Source organism: Arthrobacter sp. M71 S08, assembly GCF_059089725.1.
Genome location: NZ_JBNHEY010000004.1, coordinates 40202 through 54421 on the forward strand (window position 1 = coordinate 40202; position 14220 = coordinate 54421).

Consider the following 14220-nt stretch of genomic DNA (forward strand, 5'->3'; position numbering starts at 1 on the left):
GGCTTCCTTAGGCGTTGACGTCTGCTGTGTTGTCCTCGACGGCTGCTGCGCTCTCCTCGAAAGCTTCGAGGGGAGGGCACGAGCACACTAGATTCCTGTCTCCGTGTGCGCCGTCAACCCGGCGAACCGGCGGGAAATATTTGTCGTGCCGCAGCGTACGCAGCGGGAAGGCCGCCAGCTCGCGGGAGTAGGCGAAGGACCACTCGTCACTAATGAGGGCCTGGGCGGTGTGAGGGGCCTGGCGGAGCGGGCTCTCCTCGAGCTGCCATTCACCTGAAGCGACACGGTCGATCTCGCTCTTGATGGCGATCATCGCGTCCACGAAACGGTCCAGTTCCCCCAGATCCTCCGACTCCGTAGGCTCGACCATCAGCGTGCCCGCAACCGGGAAGCTCAGGGTGGGTGCGTGGAAGCCGTAGTCAATGAGCCGCTTGGCGACATCCTCAGCGGTGACGCCGGTCTTGGCGGTCAGTGCGCGAAGGTCGAGGATGCATTCGTGGGCGACGAGTCCATTCTCGCCCGAGTAGAGCAACCGGAAATGCTCGTTCAGCCGGGCAGCCACGTAGTTGGCGGTCAGGAGTGCGGATTTGGTTGCCGCCGTCAGGCCCTCGCTGCCCATCAGGGCGATGTACGCCCAGGAAATGGGAAGCACACCTGCCGAACCGAAGCGGGAGGCCGAGATGGGGACGCCCGTATTGGTGTCGCTCTTCGACTCGTTGTTCGCGTCTCCGGGCAGGAACGGCACGAGGTGCTCCGCCACCGCAACCGGTCCAACGCCCGGCCCTCCGCCGCCGTGCGGGATGCAGAAGGTCTTGTGAAGATTCAGGTGGGAGACGTCGCCACCGAACTCACCGGGCTTTGCGAGCCCGACGAGGGCATTGAGGTTGGCGCCGTCGATGTAGACCTGGCCACCGGCCGCATGCACCTCATGGCAGACCCAGCGCACGTCTTCCTCGAAGACGCCGTGCGTGGAGGGGTAGGTAATCATGATCGCGGACAGCGAGTCCTTGTTCGCCTCGATCTTGGCCTGCAGGTCGTCGTGGTCGATGTAACCGTTCTCTGCAGTCTTCACCACCACCACCTTCATGCCGGCGAGCACGGCCGACGCGGCATTGGTGCCGTGGGCAGAGGACGGGATGAGGCACACGGTGCGCGCCTCGTCACCACGTGACAGGTGATAGTTCCGGATTGCCAGAAGGCCTGCGAGTTCACCCTGCGACCCCGCGTTCGGCTGGATCGAAACCTTGGCGTAGCCGGTGATCTCGGCGAGGCGATCCTCAAGGTCGCCAATCAGCTGGCGCCACCCCTCGGTCTGGTGCTCAGGAGCGAACGGGTGGATGGTTGCAAACTCCGGCCAGGAGATGGGCTCCATCTCAACAGTGGCATTGAGCTTCATGGTGCAGGAACCCAGCGGGATCATTGTGCGGTCCAGTGCCAGGTCGCGGTCGGACAGGCTGCGCAGGTAACGCATCATCTGAGTCTCCGAGCGGTGCAGCGAGAAGACGGGGTGCGTCATGTACGACGACGAACGCTGCAGTTCGTCGGGAATCGTCGCCTCAACATCCGCTTCGTTCGGCAGGCCGGCGCCGAATACTTCCGCGATTGTCGCAAGATGGGAGTCCGTGGTGGTTTCGTCGCAGGAGATGCCGACGTGATCCTCGTCGACCAGGCGCAGGTTAATGCCGCGCTCTTCGGCCTTGCTGACGAGATCGCCGGCAGCACCTTCCGCCTTCACGAGGAGCGTGTCGAAGAACTGGTCATGGACGGTTCCGGGGAGAGCCCGGGCGAGCTTCGCGGCCTTACGGTGGACGCGGTCAGCGATTGCCCGCAGGCCGTCGGGCCCGTGGTAGACCCCGTACATGCTGGCCACGATCGCAAGCAGCGCCTGCGCGGTGCAGATATTCGACGTCGCCTTCTCACGGCGGATGTGCTGCTCACGGGTCTGCAGCGCAAGACGGTAGGCGGGGGCGCCATCTGAATCCTTCGACACACCGACCAGGCGGCCGGGAAGCATCCGCTCCAGCCCCTTGCGGACGGCCATGTACGCGGCATGCGGTCCGCCGAAGAACAGCGGCACACCAAAACGCTGGGCGGAGCCGACGGCGATGTCCGCGCCCTGCTCGCCGGGCGGGGTGATCAGGGTCAACGCCAGCAGGTCGGCCGCGACCGTGACCAGAGCGCCGGCGTCGTGCGCTTTGGCGATGATGTCGGTGTGGTTGCGCAGGGCTCCGGACGTGCCGGGCTGCTGAAGGACGACACCGTTGATGTCACCGTCGGGCAGGCCATCGGAGAGGTCAGCGATCTCGATGTCGAAACCGAGCGCTTCCGCGCGGCCCTTGACGACGGCGATGGTCTGGGGCAGGCAGTCGGAGTCCAGGACCGTGCGGCCCTTATTCTTGCCGGAGCGGCGCATCAGCAGGACCGCCTCGGCCACGGCGGAGGCTTCATCGAGCAGGGACGCGTTGGCAATCGGCAGTGCGGTGAGGTCCTGGACCATCGTTTGGAAGTTCAGTAGTGCTTCCAGGCGGCCCTGGGAGATCTCCGGCTGGTACGGCGTGTAGGCGGTGTACCAGGCGGGAGATTCGAGGACGTTGCGGCGGATTACCGGGGGCGTGACCGTGTCGTAGTAGCCCTGACCGATCATCTGGACGGCGGTTTTGTTCTTCGCCGCGATGCTGCGCAGTTCCGCGAGGACCTCCGACTCGCTCAGCGCGGACGGCAGGTCGAGACCCTCTTCGATGCGGATGCTCGCGGGCACCGCTACGTCGACGAGCTTATCCAGGCTTGGGTAACCGAGGACCTTAAGCATGCGCTCGGCGTCATTCGAGCGCGGACCGATGTGGCGGTCGGAGAAAGTTGATTCCGTCTGGTGGGTCATGGGAACTCCGTAGATCAGGTCCGCTCGGGGTTGTGCGGACGATTATCGGGTTCCTCCCCACTCTGTGTATTGGACCTGAGAGATTTTGCGAACGAACGCTCGCATTGCACCTTCGGTGAGCACAACCACACTGCGGTTGCACTGCTTTCCAGAGTTGCCTTTCCGCTGCGGTGCTGGGCCTGAGAGATTCCTGGGGAGGGTTTGCTCCTACGGCGCCTGCCGGATGTGAGTCAACGGCAGAACTCTCCCGCTGCGGGTCATTGGCTGGTTATGGCTATTTAATTGTGTGATCCTGAGCAATCTTACTCTTCGGCAACGCGCGCCGGAAATGGTCGGGTGTCAGCCCGCAAGCTGTTCCTGCTGATCCACGCCGTTGAGCTGCCGCACTGCCTGAACCGCTGCAGCGCGTCCAGCCCGGGTGGCTCCGAGCGTTGATGCCGACGCACCGTAGCCCACCAGCAGCACGCGATCCTCCTTCAAAACCTTCACTCCGTCCATCCGGATGCCGCCTCCGCGTTCACGGAGCTTCAGCGGCTTCAGATGGTCGAGTGCGGCGCGGAACCCGGTGGCCCACAGGATGACGTCGGCTGCGACCGTCCTGCCGTCGTCGAGCTCTATGCCTATTTCTGTGATCGTCCTGAGCGGTCCCTCCGACCGGAGGATGCCTGCGTCAATGCCCGCGCGGTACTGGTTTGTCAGCGAAAGTCCGGTCACCGACACAACGCTCAACGGCGGAAGCCCGGCCTTGGTGCGCTCGTGCACCCTGCGTTCGACGTCGCGGCCCCACTCGGAGTCGAACGTCCGGTCGGTGAAGAGCGGCGGGCGGCGGGTCACCCAGGTGGTTCTTGCGCCGGCTTCGTGGAGCTGGAGAAGGAACTGGACGGCGGAAGTTCCCGCACCGACCACCACAACGCTCCTGTCGCGGAACTCCTCCGCGCTGACAAAGTCGTGGGTATGCAGCTGCCGGCCGCGGAACAGCTCCCGGCCCGGGTAGTAGGGCCAGTACGGGCGGTCCCACGTGCCCGTGGCGTTGATGAGGAGGCGGGTCTCCCATGTTCCTGCGTCAGTGTGGACGGTCAGCGTTCCCGATGTTTCCTCAGTGACCTTTTCGACCCTAACCGGGCGGCGGACTTTGAGCCCGAACTCCCGCTCGTAGGAGCCGTAGTAGCGGGCAACAACCGACGACGCCGGCTCGGTCGGGTCAGGTGTGCCCAGTTCCATGGCGGGCAGATCGTGAATGTTGTGCGCTGTGCCGAAGGTCAGCGAGTCCCAGCGGTGCCGCCACGCGCCACCTGGGCCTTCGTTGGCGTCGAGGACCAGGAAGTCGCGTTCCGGTCGGAGGCCCTGGCGCTGTAGGTGGTACGCCGCCGAAAGCCCGGCCTGCCCCGCACCGATGACTATTACTTGCAGCATCCGCGAATCTCCTTGTCCCCGTGAGGGAACGCGATTCGGGGTTCAGATGTTCCTTCTAGGTTCCTTCTAGGTGGCCGGCGACAGATCCGGTACGGGCAGCCCGAACACATCCTTCAGCGCCAGCTTGGCGGCGTGATACCCGCCCATGCCGTGAACGCCCGGTCCCGGCGGAGTGGAAGCCGAGCACAGGTACAGACCTTTCGCCGGCATCCGCCACGGTCTAGGTCCGAACGTGGGACGCGCCAGCAATTGCGGGATGGTGACCGCACCACCGCCGAAGTCTCCGCCCACATAGTTGGCGTTGTGCTGTTCCAGGTCGGCCGCCGTCATTGTGTGTGAACGTACAACGACGTCACGGAAACCAGGAGCGTAACGCTCGATCTGCCGCACTATTGCCTCGGTCATATCCCGCGTGGACCCGTTGGGTACGTGGCAGTACGACCAGAGGATGTGCCGTCCGTGCGGGGCGCGGGAGGAATCGAACAGTGAAGGCTGCGAGATCAGAACATAGGGCTTGTCCGGATGCTGTCCCGCCGCCACTTCGGCTTCCGATGCGGCCACTTCCGCCCGCGTACCACCCGCATGGACAGTGCCTGCGGCCCGTACTTCCTCATTCGCCCATGGCACCGGCTCCGAGAGGATGAAGTCGACCTTGCAGGCTCCGCCCCCGAACCGGAAACCCTCCAGCGCCGAAAGGTATCCCGGAGGCAGACGGTGGCCCCCAAGGCTTCCGACAGCGCTCGGGGAAACGTCGAGCAGGACTGCACGCGCGCCGTCGAACTCGGCGATCGTATCGATCCGGCGAGCAGTGTGGATCACCCCTCCATGCGCCCGGATATCCTCTGCCATGGCATCCGCCAGTGCCTGCGACCCTCCCACGGGAATGGGCCATCCCACCGCATGGGCCAACGCACCGAGGGTGAGGCCGGCACCGGCAGCAGCAAGGGTGGGCAGCGGAGAAACCGCGTGCGCGGCCACGCCGGTGAACAACGCGGCCGCCTCTTCCGTGGAGAAGCGCAGGTTCCACAGCGGCGTACCCTGCTCCAGGGTTGCCAGGCCCAGCCAGGCCGCAGCCACCGGGTGGCGAGGCACGCGAAGGAATTGATTCAGCCCGGTGTCCACCACACCGTCAATATGTTGGACGAGTGGACGCATAAGTCGCCGCCAGGCCTGTCCGTCCTTGCCCAGCGCAATAGCCGTGCGCCCGAGGTCCCGGTAGGCAAGGCCTGCCCGCCCGTCGTCGAGCGGGTTGGCATACGACAGCTCAGGAACCACGAACGGGACCCGCTCGGACAGGCCGAACTCCCGGAAGAACGGCGAGGCCAGCGCCATCGGGTGAACTGCAGAGCAGATGTCATGGAGATGCTCCGGCTCGAGCAGCTCCGTGGTGCGTGATCCACCGCCGACGGTTTTCCCTGCCTCGAAAACCTCGACGCTCAGTCCTGCACGTGCCATCACGACGCCGGCCGCCAGCCCGTTGGGCCCGGCACCGACAATCGCGACGTCGGCCATGGCTAGTTCCTGACCTCGGTGCGACCGGCCCTCAGCTTGGACAACCGCGACGCCGCCCCCATCAACAGCGCACGGCCCTTGGCCGGTGCCGTCCTGCGGAACGAGAGCAATCCGGCCACTACCCGGTACTTCCCAGGGTTGAGCGGGATGTCGTAGGTGGTCGGGATGTCCACGACGTTCTTCGAGAAGTTCCGCTTGAACGTTGTCACGTTCACCAGTTGCGGGTAGTTCTCACTGACGATCCCGGTGAGGCCGCAGGCTGTGTTTCCCGCAGCCCTGAGCTGCTTGAACGCTTCCCACAGCAGCAGGTACGGGGCGAACGTCTTGCGGGCATCGTGTGTGCTGCCCGCAAAGTAGTAAACGGAATACCCGCGGTACTCCGTGGTGATGAGCCAGCTCACCGCCCGGTTGTCCACGTAAGCCACCATGAGCCGGAGATAGTCACCCAGCTCCGAGAGGAGCTTCTCGTAGTAGTCGGTGCTGAAGCTGGAGAAGCCGTCACGTTCGGCTGTTTCCTGCAGGATGGGATAAAGGTCCTGACGGAAAACATCAACCCAGTCGGCCCGTTCGATGGTTCTGACCTCTACGCCTGAGCGTTCCGCGCGCCGGATACTGTTGCGAGCGTTCGGCCGGAAGGACTTGAAAATGGCGTCCTCGCTGGGCGTCAGGTCCACGACGATCTCGCGTTCATACCAGCCATGCTCAATCGGACCATCAGCCGGAGGCTGGGGAGTTCTGACCTGCATGCGGATGTAGAGGGGATCCGTGCTCGGGTCTTCGGCGAATTGCTCCTGCACCGTCCGCATCAGGCGAAGTTCAGCGTCGGGTGAACGGTCGGCGAACCAGACCGGCCCATTGATCGCTACCAGCGATTCACGAAACCTTCGCCGCACCCGCAGGAGGCTCATCAACACAACGGGGGCGCCGGCGTCGTCGTAGTAGGCCCACAGGCCATAAGGCTCCCGACCCAGGCTCCGCTCGAAATCTGCCCACTGCGGCGTCTGCTCGAGGGGGATGATGACGTCGGGATGAGCCGACGCCAACGCCTCGAAAGCCTCAGGTGTCAGGCGCTCGCTGCGGAAGACGGTTTGTGTCACGGGGAGTCTTTCGGTGCGGGGATTCTCGGGCCCGGACGGGGCTCGCTCAAGCCTACCGGAGCGGAAGCCTTTCGATCAGGAGCAGCATTGAAGGGCCCACCGGCAGGGTCGTCGATGCCTAGACGCCGTACCGGATCATATGCTGGTTCAAGTATATGTTGTGCGACGCGGTAGAGGAGGTAACCGGTGACCAGCAGTCGGACCACTATTGCGACCACATAGTAGGCAGAGTCGATATGGTTCTGAACCGCACCCCCTGAAACCTCCCGGGCAGCGAACATCCAGAACGCCCACCAATGGAGGCCTTCGACCAGCTGCCAGGTGAGAAATATTCTCCAATCAACATATGAGAGCGCCAGGAACGGCAGGAGCCACAGACTGAATTCCGGCCGGTAGTCCGGAACAACGAGCACCAGCGCCCCGATCAGGAGAAACACGACCTGCGGAAGCCTCGGCCGTCGGGGTGCCCGCAACGCCAGCAGAACGATGAGCGACGCCAGCACAGCGAAGCCGGTTAGTGCCGCAATCCCCGTTGCGTTCGGGGTGAGGCCCGGCAGCCCGACTTGCTCCGCGATGAGGTTGTAACCGGCCCAGAGCGAGGATGAAATCTCGAGCCTCGCCGGATCGTACTCCCAAGGAAGGGCCAATCCCCGTCCCGGACCGAATGGAAGAAGCGTGAGAACCCACATCGCGGCCAGCGAGCCACCCGTCTGGAATGCGGCACGGGATCGGCCGGTGCGAAGGGCCAGCAGAGCCACGGCACCGAAAACCAGGAGCACATGAATGCTGAAGCCTGCGCCGAGCCCCAGCAGGACACCGGACACCACATAGCGCTGGTGCGCGAATGCCCACACGGCTAACACACTGAGCAGAACGGACAGCAGGGTCCAGCTAGAGGTCACGGTCAGGACAGCGATCGGCGCCACCGCCACAATTGCCGCATCCCAAGGCCGCCGGTTGGCCAGCCGCATCGTCGCGACAACAGTTCCGATCCAGGCAACAGCGATCAACACGGCGTTGACGTCGAAATACTGCGCCACGGACTGGGTCTGGACTATCCCGGCTTCCGACGTGGGCACCAGGAACGCAACCAGACCCGCCACCACCCCGACGAGTAACGAACCATCGAAAGTTGACCCCTCGGCAAACGGGAGAAGGCCGCTTCCGAGGCCCTGGAACTGAAACGCTTCCGTCCAGTCGGAGTAGCAAGCCCGGTAGAACTGCTCGGGCCGCACCCACCCGTCGACCCGGCAGGGAGCCTTGATCAGCACCGCAAGGACGGCAGCCGCCGTCGTCATGAGAATCAGGACCCGCTCCACGGTGAAAACCGCCGGGCGCACCCTCCCCGGGGCGGCATGCCGGCCGAGCGGGCCTCCCACGACCTCAGTGAGATGTCTTAGCAGAGAGTCTTTGCGGGTGGGCACGGAGATGCCCGCGGGGCGGCGCAGGTTCTCTTCGTGCTCCATGTGTCGAAGCCTAGCGAAAGGGTACGACGGCGGTCCCCCTCCTCTGCTGATCCGTCCGGGGATCGCACCCTTCAGGGGGCGGAAGGAATGTGTTGGCAATGACGTGTGTTCCCATTAACAAGTAGACTGTGTGAGCTGTGGATTTGGCCGTGGACATAAGGCGAACAGAGACCTCAGTCCGATCGGTCACAAAAGCGCGTAAAGAGGAGAACAGTGGGAACTAACCCCATTCGGGTAGCAATTGTCGGTGTCGGTAACTGTGCCGCGTCACTGGTGCAGGGCGTTCAGTACTACAAGGATGCGGACGCGACGGCGACCATCCCCGGCCTGATGCACGTGCAATTCGGCAAGTACCACGTCAATGACGTGCAGTTTGTTACGGCGTTCGACGTTGACGGCAAGAAGGTCGGTTTGGACCTCGCGGATGCCATCGGCGCCAGCGAGAACAACACCATCAAGATCGCCGACGTTCCGGCCACCGGCGTGAAGGTCCAGCGCGGTCACACCCTGGACGGCCTGGGCAAGTACTACCGTGAAACCATTGTCGAATCGGACGCTGAGCCGGTTGACGTCGTGGCGGAACTCAAGGCCTCACAGGTCGACGTCATGGTCTGCTACCTGCCCGTCGGTTCCGAAGCGGCTGCCAAGTTCTACGCCCAGTGCGCAATCGACGCCGGCGTCGCATTCGTCAACGCCCTTCCCGTCTTCATTGCGGGCACCAAGGAGTGGGCTGACAAGTTCACCGAGGCCGGTGTCCCGATCGTTGGTGATGACATCAAGAGCCAGATCGGTGCAACCATTACGCACCGCGTCATGGCCAAGCTGTTCGAAGACCGCGGTGTCACGCTGGACCGCACTTACCAGCTGAACGTCGGCGGCAACATGGACTTCAAGAACATGCTTGAGCGGGACCGCCTTGAGTCCAAGAAGATCTCGAAGACCCAGGCTGTCACGTCCAACGTTGAGGCAGAATTGCACGCCGACGACGTCCACATCGGCCCGTCCGACTACGTCGCCTGGCTCGATGACCGCAAGTGGGCGTTCGTCCGCCTCGAAGGCCGCAACTTCGGCGACGCGCCCGTCTCGCTTGAGTACAAGCTCGAGGTCTGGGACTCCCCGAACTCGGCCGGCGTGATCATCGACGCCATCCGTGCCGCAAAGATCGCCGCGGACCGCGGAATCGGCGGGCCGATCCTCTCGGCTTCGAGCTACTTCATGAAGTCGCCGCCGGAGCAGTACAACGACGACATTGCCCGCGACAAGGTCGAGGCCTTCATCCGCGGTGACATTGAGCGCTAAACACGTTCACTTTCATGAAACGCCCCTGGCTCTGCCGGGGGCGTTTCGCTTCTGCCGGACACGCCGGCTGCAGCTCCCTCCTCCCGCCCGGCCATGATGGAACGATCCTTCGGCCGGATCCTGCAGATCCTTCCCGGACTGGGCGTTTGCCTGGCCGCTGCCGCGCTGGCGTGGCTCGTGAGCCACGTGCTCCCGGGAGCGAGTCCGCTGCTGATAGCTATCCTGCTTGGAGCTGTGTGGGGGAACCTGTGGCCGATCCCCGCCCGCTTTTTCGAAGGTATCGCGGTTTCCGCCAGGAACCTGCTGCGGGCTGGGATCGTGCTGCTCGGCCTCCAACTCTCACTGTCGGCGGTCCTCGAACTGGGGCCCGGTGTGCTGCTGATTGTCCTGCTGTCGGTTGCTCTTACCTTCGCTGCGACGCTCTGGCTCGGCAAGCTCCTGGGTGTCAGCCTCGCCCAGCGCCTCCTCATAGCGTCCGGATTCTCGATCTGCGGCGCCACGGCGGTAGCCGCGATGGAGAGCGCAGCCGGCGCAAAGAAAACTGAAGTTGCCACGGCCATCGGACTGGTGGTGCTCTTCGGAACGCTGATGATTCCCGCCGTCCCCTTTTTCGGCGAGCTACTGGGACTTCCCGACGGGACGCTGGGGATATGGATCGGGGCTTCGACTCATGAGGTAGCGCAGGTGGTTGCGGCGGGTGAAGCGGTGGGCGGGTCCGCGCTTGCCGTAGCTGTCACGGTCAAGCTCGCCAGGGTTCTCACCCTGGCCCCCGTCACCGCCGGCATTGCGATGCATATGCGCCGCACCGGACCGAGGACCGGCGGCAAGATGCCGCCGGTGGTCCCCCTGTTCATTGTGGGGTTCGTGGGAGCGATGCTGGTGCGCACCTTGAATGTCCTGCCCCCGGAAGCTCTGGAACTGGCACAGGTCCTACAGATCCTGCTGCTCTCAGCAGCGATGTTCGCGTTAGGGCTCGGAGTCCAGCTGAGAAGCCTGCTGCGGGTAGGCAGGCGTCCTATCCTGCTTGGCCTGCTCTCCACGCTGGTCATTCTCGCGGTATCCCTGGTCGGCACGATGGTCCTGCCGCTGTCCTGAGGGGCTAAGGCCCACTGAACCTACTCCTCGTTCATCCCACCAAGGCGGCGGATACTCTGTGACGCCTGCGCAAGCGCCACCAGGCTCAGGAGCAGCCGGCTATAGGCACGGACGCCCACTGCCACGGCCAGAACTGCCTGATCGCGGGACGGCGCGTCGAACACCGTGCCCAGATCCTGCCGGGCCACCAGATCCGCCGCACGTGCATACCCAAGCACGACGTCGGCACTCACCGAAAGCCCCATGGCCTCCATTTCCTGCAGCGTCCTGTTGAGCAGCGCACGTGCATCCGAGGAAGTATCAGGCCAGTCCTGGGCTTCCAGGAGTTCTGCAACAAGCGGGTGATCGGATACGTTCTGTGCCGGCGCTCCGAGCACCATCGCCTGTGTCCTACCGAGCAGCTCCAGCCGGGATACGCCATGGTCTTCAACCAGCCCTATCAGGGTGCGAATCTGGTCAATACGCAGACCCACAACGGACCGGAGCCCCGCAATCAGCTCGAGGCGCTCGACGTGCCTGGCACCGTACTCTGCCCGCGTGGGGTGGATCTCATCACCGCGCTGAAGGAGGCCCTCGCGCAGGTAGAATTTGATGCTGGCTGCGCTTATCCCCGTAGCCGCACTCAGTTCCTTCAGTTGCATCGGGTGCTCCTCACCGGATAGTAGAACAGCGGCAACTATCCTGATGTACACCATGGGATAGTGGGCCTATCTTATAGACATGGACTGGAGCCCGCTCTTAGCCGCCCACGTAATCGCCGCACTGTACGTGCTGGTGCTGGGACCCCTCAACATTTTCCGACGCCGGCGGGACCGGGCCCATCGGATAATTGGCTATACGTGGGTGGGCGCCATGTACTTCGTCTGCGTCAGCAGCTTCTGGATCGTCACGGATGGACACTACAGCTGGCTGCACGGCCTCTCAGCCTTCACGATCATCACCGTGACGCTCGGCCTGGTGTCCGCCATCCGACGCAACATCACAGCGCACCGCGCGAATATGATCGGCAGCTACATCGGCATCTCGATAGCGTTCGTGTTCGCCGCCACCGCACCCGGGCGGGCAATACCGCAACTGTTGGCTGACGACCCTGCCGCCGCCGTCGTCGTTTCCGTGCTGGTGCTGCTGACAGCAGCAGGTCTGTACCTCGCGGTTAGACCGGCTCCTCGAAAGGTGTCGGCCAGAACCATCCGGACAACCAGGACGCCGGTGTAACTCCCAAGGTTTGCTACCAGCGTCACGCGGGCAAATTCAGCGGGATGAAGCTGGTCCGGAGTAGTGGCACTGCTGCAGCGAGGCCCTCGCCGGTGGCGGCGGCGGGCTGGTTCCCGTGGGCGATGATGATGTCGCCGCTTTGCGCCCGTGCGATCTCCTGGGTCACGATGTGTGCCGGGTAAGTTGCGCCGGCATCGCCGTTGATGCTGAAGCCGGTCGGGGTCTGACCGAGGGCAAGGCAGATCTGGGAGGCCAGCTCATCCAGGTGCGCCGTGCCGGACCGGAAGAAGCGTGGCGGTTTCCCGGTGAGCTCGGCGATCATGTCCGTGTTCACCATGATTTCGTCGTACACCTCTCCCGGCCCGGTGGTGCCCGGCATGCCGTACGCGCTTTGCCCCATCACGCTCAGCGGGAGATGTTGAGTGCCGTGATTGGCGATCTCGAAGAGCGGGTCTTCCGCCAGCTCCTTTGCGAGTCCCCGGTTACCGGCAATCCACCGGGAATTAAGGAACAGGGTCGCGGGCATCCTGTGCTCACGCAGGAGGTCAAGGATTGTATGGTCAGTCTGACTCCCACCTGGCCCACCGCAATAGTCAAGGGTCAGTGCGGCGCTGCCGGCAGTAGCAGGCAGCTGGCTGACCACACCGGGAACGTCCAGCCCCCAGTGTTGTGGGACGTGGCCGGTGAACCTTCCAATGATTTCGTCCCGGGTAGGCAGCACCGGCTCGAGGGACGGTGAACTGGTCGGGGCGGGCTCCGACGTAGGCGACGGCGCTCCTGAAGGCCGCGGGCCCGGGACCGAGCTCTCACTCGTCCTCGTTTGCGGCGTCGCCGATGCGCACCCGGCCAGGGTTACTCCCAGGCCCCCCCAGAATAAGTGCCCTGCGGCCGGCATCGAACTGCACGCGTCCCCCTATGACGTACGTACATCCTCACGCCGGACGTACGTCGCCCAGTCTAGGTGGCAGTGCACCCGGCAGCAGTCATCCGGGCCGGCCAGGGCTGCGGTGTGTCGACGGGATGTGCGCTGCCGCCGGTAGAGGTTATGCCACTGAGTCGCGGGCCGCGACGAAAGCCCCCACACACGCTTCGATATCCTCCGCGCTGTGCGCTGCCGACAGCTGTACTCGGATCCGCGCGGCGCCCTTGGGGACCACGGGGTAGCTGAAGGCGATCACGTAGACGCCGTGCTCCAGCATGCTGTCCGCAACCCGCCCAGCCAGGGTGGCGTCACCGAACATGACCGGGATGATCGGATGCTCTCCCTCCAGCAGATCGAATCCCTCGTCGGTCATGCGGCGCCGGAAGAGCGCGGCATTCTCACCCAGCCGGGCACGGAGCTCAGCGCTGTTCTGAACAAGGTCCAGCGCCGTGAGGGTCGCCGCGACAATCGATGGCGCCAGGGAGTTTGAGAACAGGTAGGGGCGCGCACGTTGCCTCAGCAGCTCGACGACCTCCCGTCGTCCGGACACATATCCGCCTGATGCACCACCCAGCGCCTTGCCGAACGTTCCCGTGTAGATATCAACACGGTCGGAGACCCCGGCGTGCTCGGGCGTCCCGGCGCCTGTCGCTCCCATGAACCCCACAGCATGCGAATCGTCCACCATCACCATGGCGTCATACCGTTCGGCCAGGTCGCAGATCTCCTGCAGGGGAGTGAGATAGCCGTCCATCGAGAAGACGCCGTCGGTGACAACGAGCCGCCGGCGAGCACCGGAAGCCTCCTGCAGCTTGGCCTCGAGATCCGCCATGTCGCGGTTCGCATAGCGGAACCGCTGCGCCTTGCTGAGCCGGATGCCGTCGATGATCGAGGCGTGATTCAGCGCGTCCGAAATGACGGCGTCGGCGGCGTTCAGCAGCGATTCGAACACTCCACCGTTCGCATCGAAGCACGAGGAGAAAAGGATGGTGTCCTCCGTTCCGAGGAACCGAGACACACGCTGTTCGAGCTGAAGGTGGAGGTCCTGCGTTCCACAGATGAACCGGACGGACGCCATTCCGAAACCGCGGTCGTCCAGTGCCCCCTTCGCGGCCGCAATAATCGAGGGGTGGTCCGCGAGGCCGAGGTAGTTGTTGGCGCAGAAGTTCAGTACCTGCGCACCCTCCGCGTTGCCAAGCGCCGCGCGGATGGTGTTGGACTGCGGCGACGAGATGGTCCGTTCGCGCTTGTACAGACCGGCGTCCCGGATTTCCTGCAATTCGAACTGAAGCTGATCCCTCACTGATACAAACATTCGCAACT

Annotated in this window: 12 protein-coding genes and 2 riboswitches; of the genes, 4 read left to right on the top strand and 8 right to left on the bottom strand. The window is 64.1% G+C overall.

Going from position 1 to position 14220, the window contains the following annotated elements; translation table 11 throughout:
* Nucleotides 1–7 precede the first annotated feature (7 nt).
* From gcvP to AC5RTB_RS09850, 5 genes are all read right to left on the bottom strand, one after another.
* Entirely contained in the window at nucleotides 8–2878 is a 2871-nt protein-coding gene (gcvP, locus tag AC5RTB_RS09830) for an aminomethyl-transferring glycine dehydrogenase (RefSeq protein WP_494060891.1), read from the bottom strand.
* A gap of 52 nt (nucleotides 2879–2930) precedes the next feature.
* Nucleotides 2931–3035, bottom strand: a riboswitch (glycine riboswitch).
* Nucleotide 3036: 1 nt separating this feature from the next.
* Nucleotides 3037–3138, bottom strand: a riboswitch (glycine riboswitch).
* A 79-nt stretch (nucleotides 3139–3217) separates the two neighbouring features.
* Nucleotides 3218–4291: an FAD-dependent oxidoreductase gene (locus tag AC5RTB_RS09835; RefSeq protein ID WP_494060892.1), complete on the bottom strand. Its 1074-nt coding sequence runs from the start codon at nucleotides 4289–4291 to the stop codon at nucleotides 3218–3220.
* 66 nt (nucleotides 4292–4357) lie between these two features.
* The gene (locus tag AC5RTB_RS09840) at nucleotides 4358–5803 is read right to left on the bottom strand and encodes a phytoene desaturase family protein (protein WP_494060893.1); all 1446 of its coding nucleotides are present in this window, start codon (nucleotides 5801–5803) and stop codon (nucleotides 4358–4360) included.
* Between the two features lie 2 nt (nucleotides 5804–5805).
* Nucleotides 5806–6900: a lipid II:glycine glycyltransferase FemX gene (locus tag AC5RTB_RS09845; protein WP_494060894.1), complete on the bottom strand. Its 1095-nt coding sequence runs from the start codon at nucleotides 6898–6900 to the stop codon at nucleotides 5806–5808.
* Nucleotides 6897–8366: a glycosyltransferase family 87 protein gene (locus AC5RTB_RS09850; protein WP_494060895.1), complete on the bottom strand. Its 1470-nt coding sequence runs from the start codon at nucleotides 8364–8366 to the stop codon at nucleotides 6897–6899. The genes AC5RTB_RS09845 and AC5RTB_RS09850 overlap by 4 nt, the downstream gene beginning before the upstream one ends.
* Before the next feature lie 213 nt (nucleotides 8367–8579).
* On the opposite strand from AC5RTB_RS09850, the gene AC5RTB_RS09855 reads away from it, so the two are divergent.
* The gene (locus AC5RTB_RS09855) at nucleotides 8580–9665 is read left to right on the top strand and encodes an inositol-3-phosphate synthase (RefSeq protein ID WP_494060896.1); all 1086 of its coding nucleotides are present in this window, start codon (nucleotides 8580–8582) and stop codon (nucleotides 9663–9665) included.
* Between the two features lie 93 nt (nucleotides 9666–9758).
* Nucleotides 9759–10760: a YeiH family protein gene (locus tag AC5RTB_RS09860; RefSeq protein WP_494060897.1), complete on the top strand. Its 1002-nt coding sequence runs from the start codon at nucleotides 9759–9761 to the stop codon at nucleotides 10758–10760.
* 20 nt (nucleotides 10761–10780) lie between these two features.
* On the opposite strand, the gene AC5RTB_RS09865 is transcribed toward AC5RTB_RS09860, so the two are convergent.
* Nucleotides 10781–11401 carry a MerR family transcriptional regulator gene (locus AC5RTB_RS09865; RefSeq protein ID WP_494060898.1) on the bottom strand — a complete coding sequence of 207 codons (621 nt, stop codon included), beginning with the start codon at nucleotides 11399–11401 and terminating at the stop codon, nucleotides 10781–10783.
* Between the two features lie 79 nt (nucleotides 11402–11480).
* On the opposite strand from AC5RTB_RS09865, the gene AC5RTB_RS09870 reads away from it, so the two are divergent.
* Nucleotides 11481–11975, top strand: coding sequence for a DUF2306 domain-containing protein (locus tag AC5RTB_RS09870; RefSeq protein WP_494060899.1), 495 nt, complete (start codon nucleotides 11481–11483; stop codon nucleotides 11973–11975).
* A 22-nt stretch (nucleotides 11976–11997) separates the two neighbouring features.
* On the opposite strand, the gene AC5RTB_RS09875 is transcribed toward AC5RTB_RS09870, so the two are convergent.
* Nucleotides 11998–12618: a polysaccharide deacetylase family protein gene (locus AC5RTB_RS09875; RefSeq protein WP_494060900.1), complete on the bottom strand. Its 621-nt coding sequence runs from the start codon at nucleotides 12616–12618 to the stop codon at nucleotides 11998–12000.
* Between AC5RTB_RS09875 and AC5RTB_RS09880 the strand changes: the two genes are divergently transcribed.
* Nucleotides 12532–12714 (top strand): hypothetical protein, encoded by a 183-nt coding sequence (locus AC5RTB_RS09880; protein ID WP_494061190.1) that lies wholly within the window; start codon nucleotides 12532–12534, stop codon nucleotides 12712–12714. The two genes, AC5RTB_RS09875 and AC5RTB_RS09880, sit on opposite strands and share 87 nt — an antisense overlap.
* 304 nt (nucleotides 12715–13018) lie before the next feature.
* On the opposite strand, the gene AC5RTB_RS09885 is transcribed toward AC5RTB_RS09880, so the two are convergent.
* Nucleotides 13019–14212: a glycine C-acetyltransferase gene (locus AC5RTB_RS09885; protein WP_494060901.1), complete on the bottom strand. Its 1194-nt coding sequence runs from the start codon at nucleotides 14210–14212 to the stop codon at nucleotides 13019–13021.
* Nucleotides 14213–14220: the final 8 nt, after the last annotated feature.

Excerpts from the sequence above, each read along its gene's own strand:
- AC5RTB_RS09850 (WP_494060895.1), bottom strand. The coding sequence starts at position 8,366 with ATGGAGCACGAAGAGAACCTGCGCCGCCCCGCGGGCATCTCCGTGCCC.
- AC5RTB_RS09840 (WP_494060893.1), bottom strand. The coding sequence starts at position 5,803 with ATGGCCGACGTCGCGATTGTCGGTGCCGGGCCCAACGGGCTGGCGGCC.
- AC5RTB_RS09865 (WP_494060898.1), bottom strand. The coding sequence starts at position 11,401 with ATGCAACTGAAGGAACTGAGTGCGGCTACGGGGATAAGCGCAGCCAGC.
- AC5RTB_RS09835 (WP_494060892.1), bottom strand. The coding sequence starts at position 4,291 with ATGCTGCAAGTAATAGTCATCGGTGCGGGGCAGGCCGGGCTTTCGGCG.
- AC5RTB_RS09860 (WP_494060897.1), top strand. The coding sequence starts at position 9,759 with ATGATGGAACGATCCTTCGGCCGGATCCTGCAGATCCTTCCCGGACTG.
- AC5RTB_RS09870 (WP_494060899.1), top strand. The coding sequence starts at position 11,481 with ATGGACTGGAGCCCGCTCTTAGCCGCCCACGTAATCGCCGCACTGTAC.
- gcvP (WP_494060891.1), bottom strand. The coding sequence starts at position 2,878 with ATGACCCACCAGACGGAATCAACTTTCTCCGACCGCCACATCGGTCCG.
- AC5RTB_RS09885 (WP_494060901.1), bottom strand. The coding sequence starts at position 14,212 with ATGTTTGTATCAGTGAGGGATCAGCTTCAGTTCGAATTGCAGGAAATC.
- AC5RTB_RS09880 (WP_494061190.1), top strand. The coding sequence starts at position 12,532 with ATGGTCAGTCTGACTCCCACCTGGCCCACCGCAATAGTCAAGGGTCAG.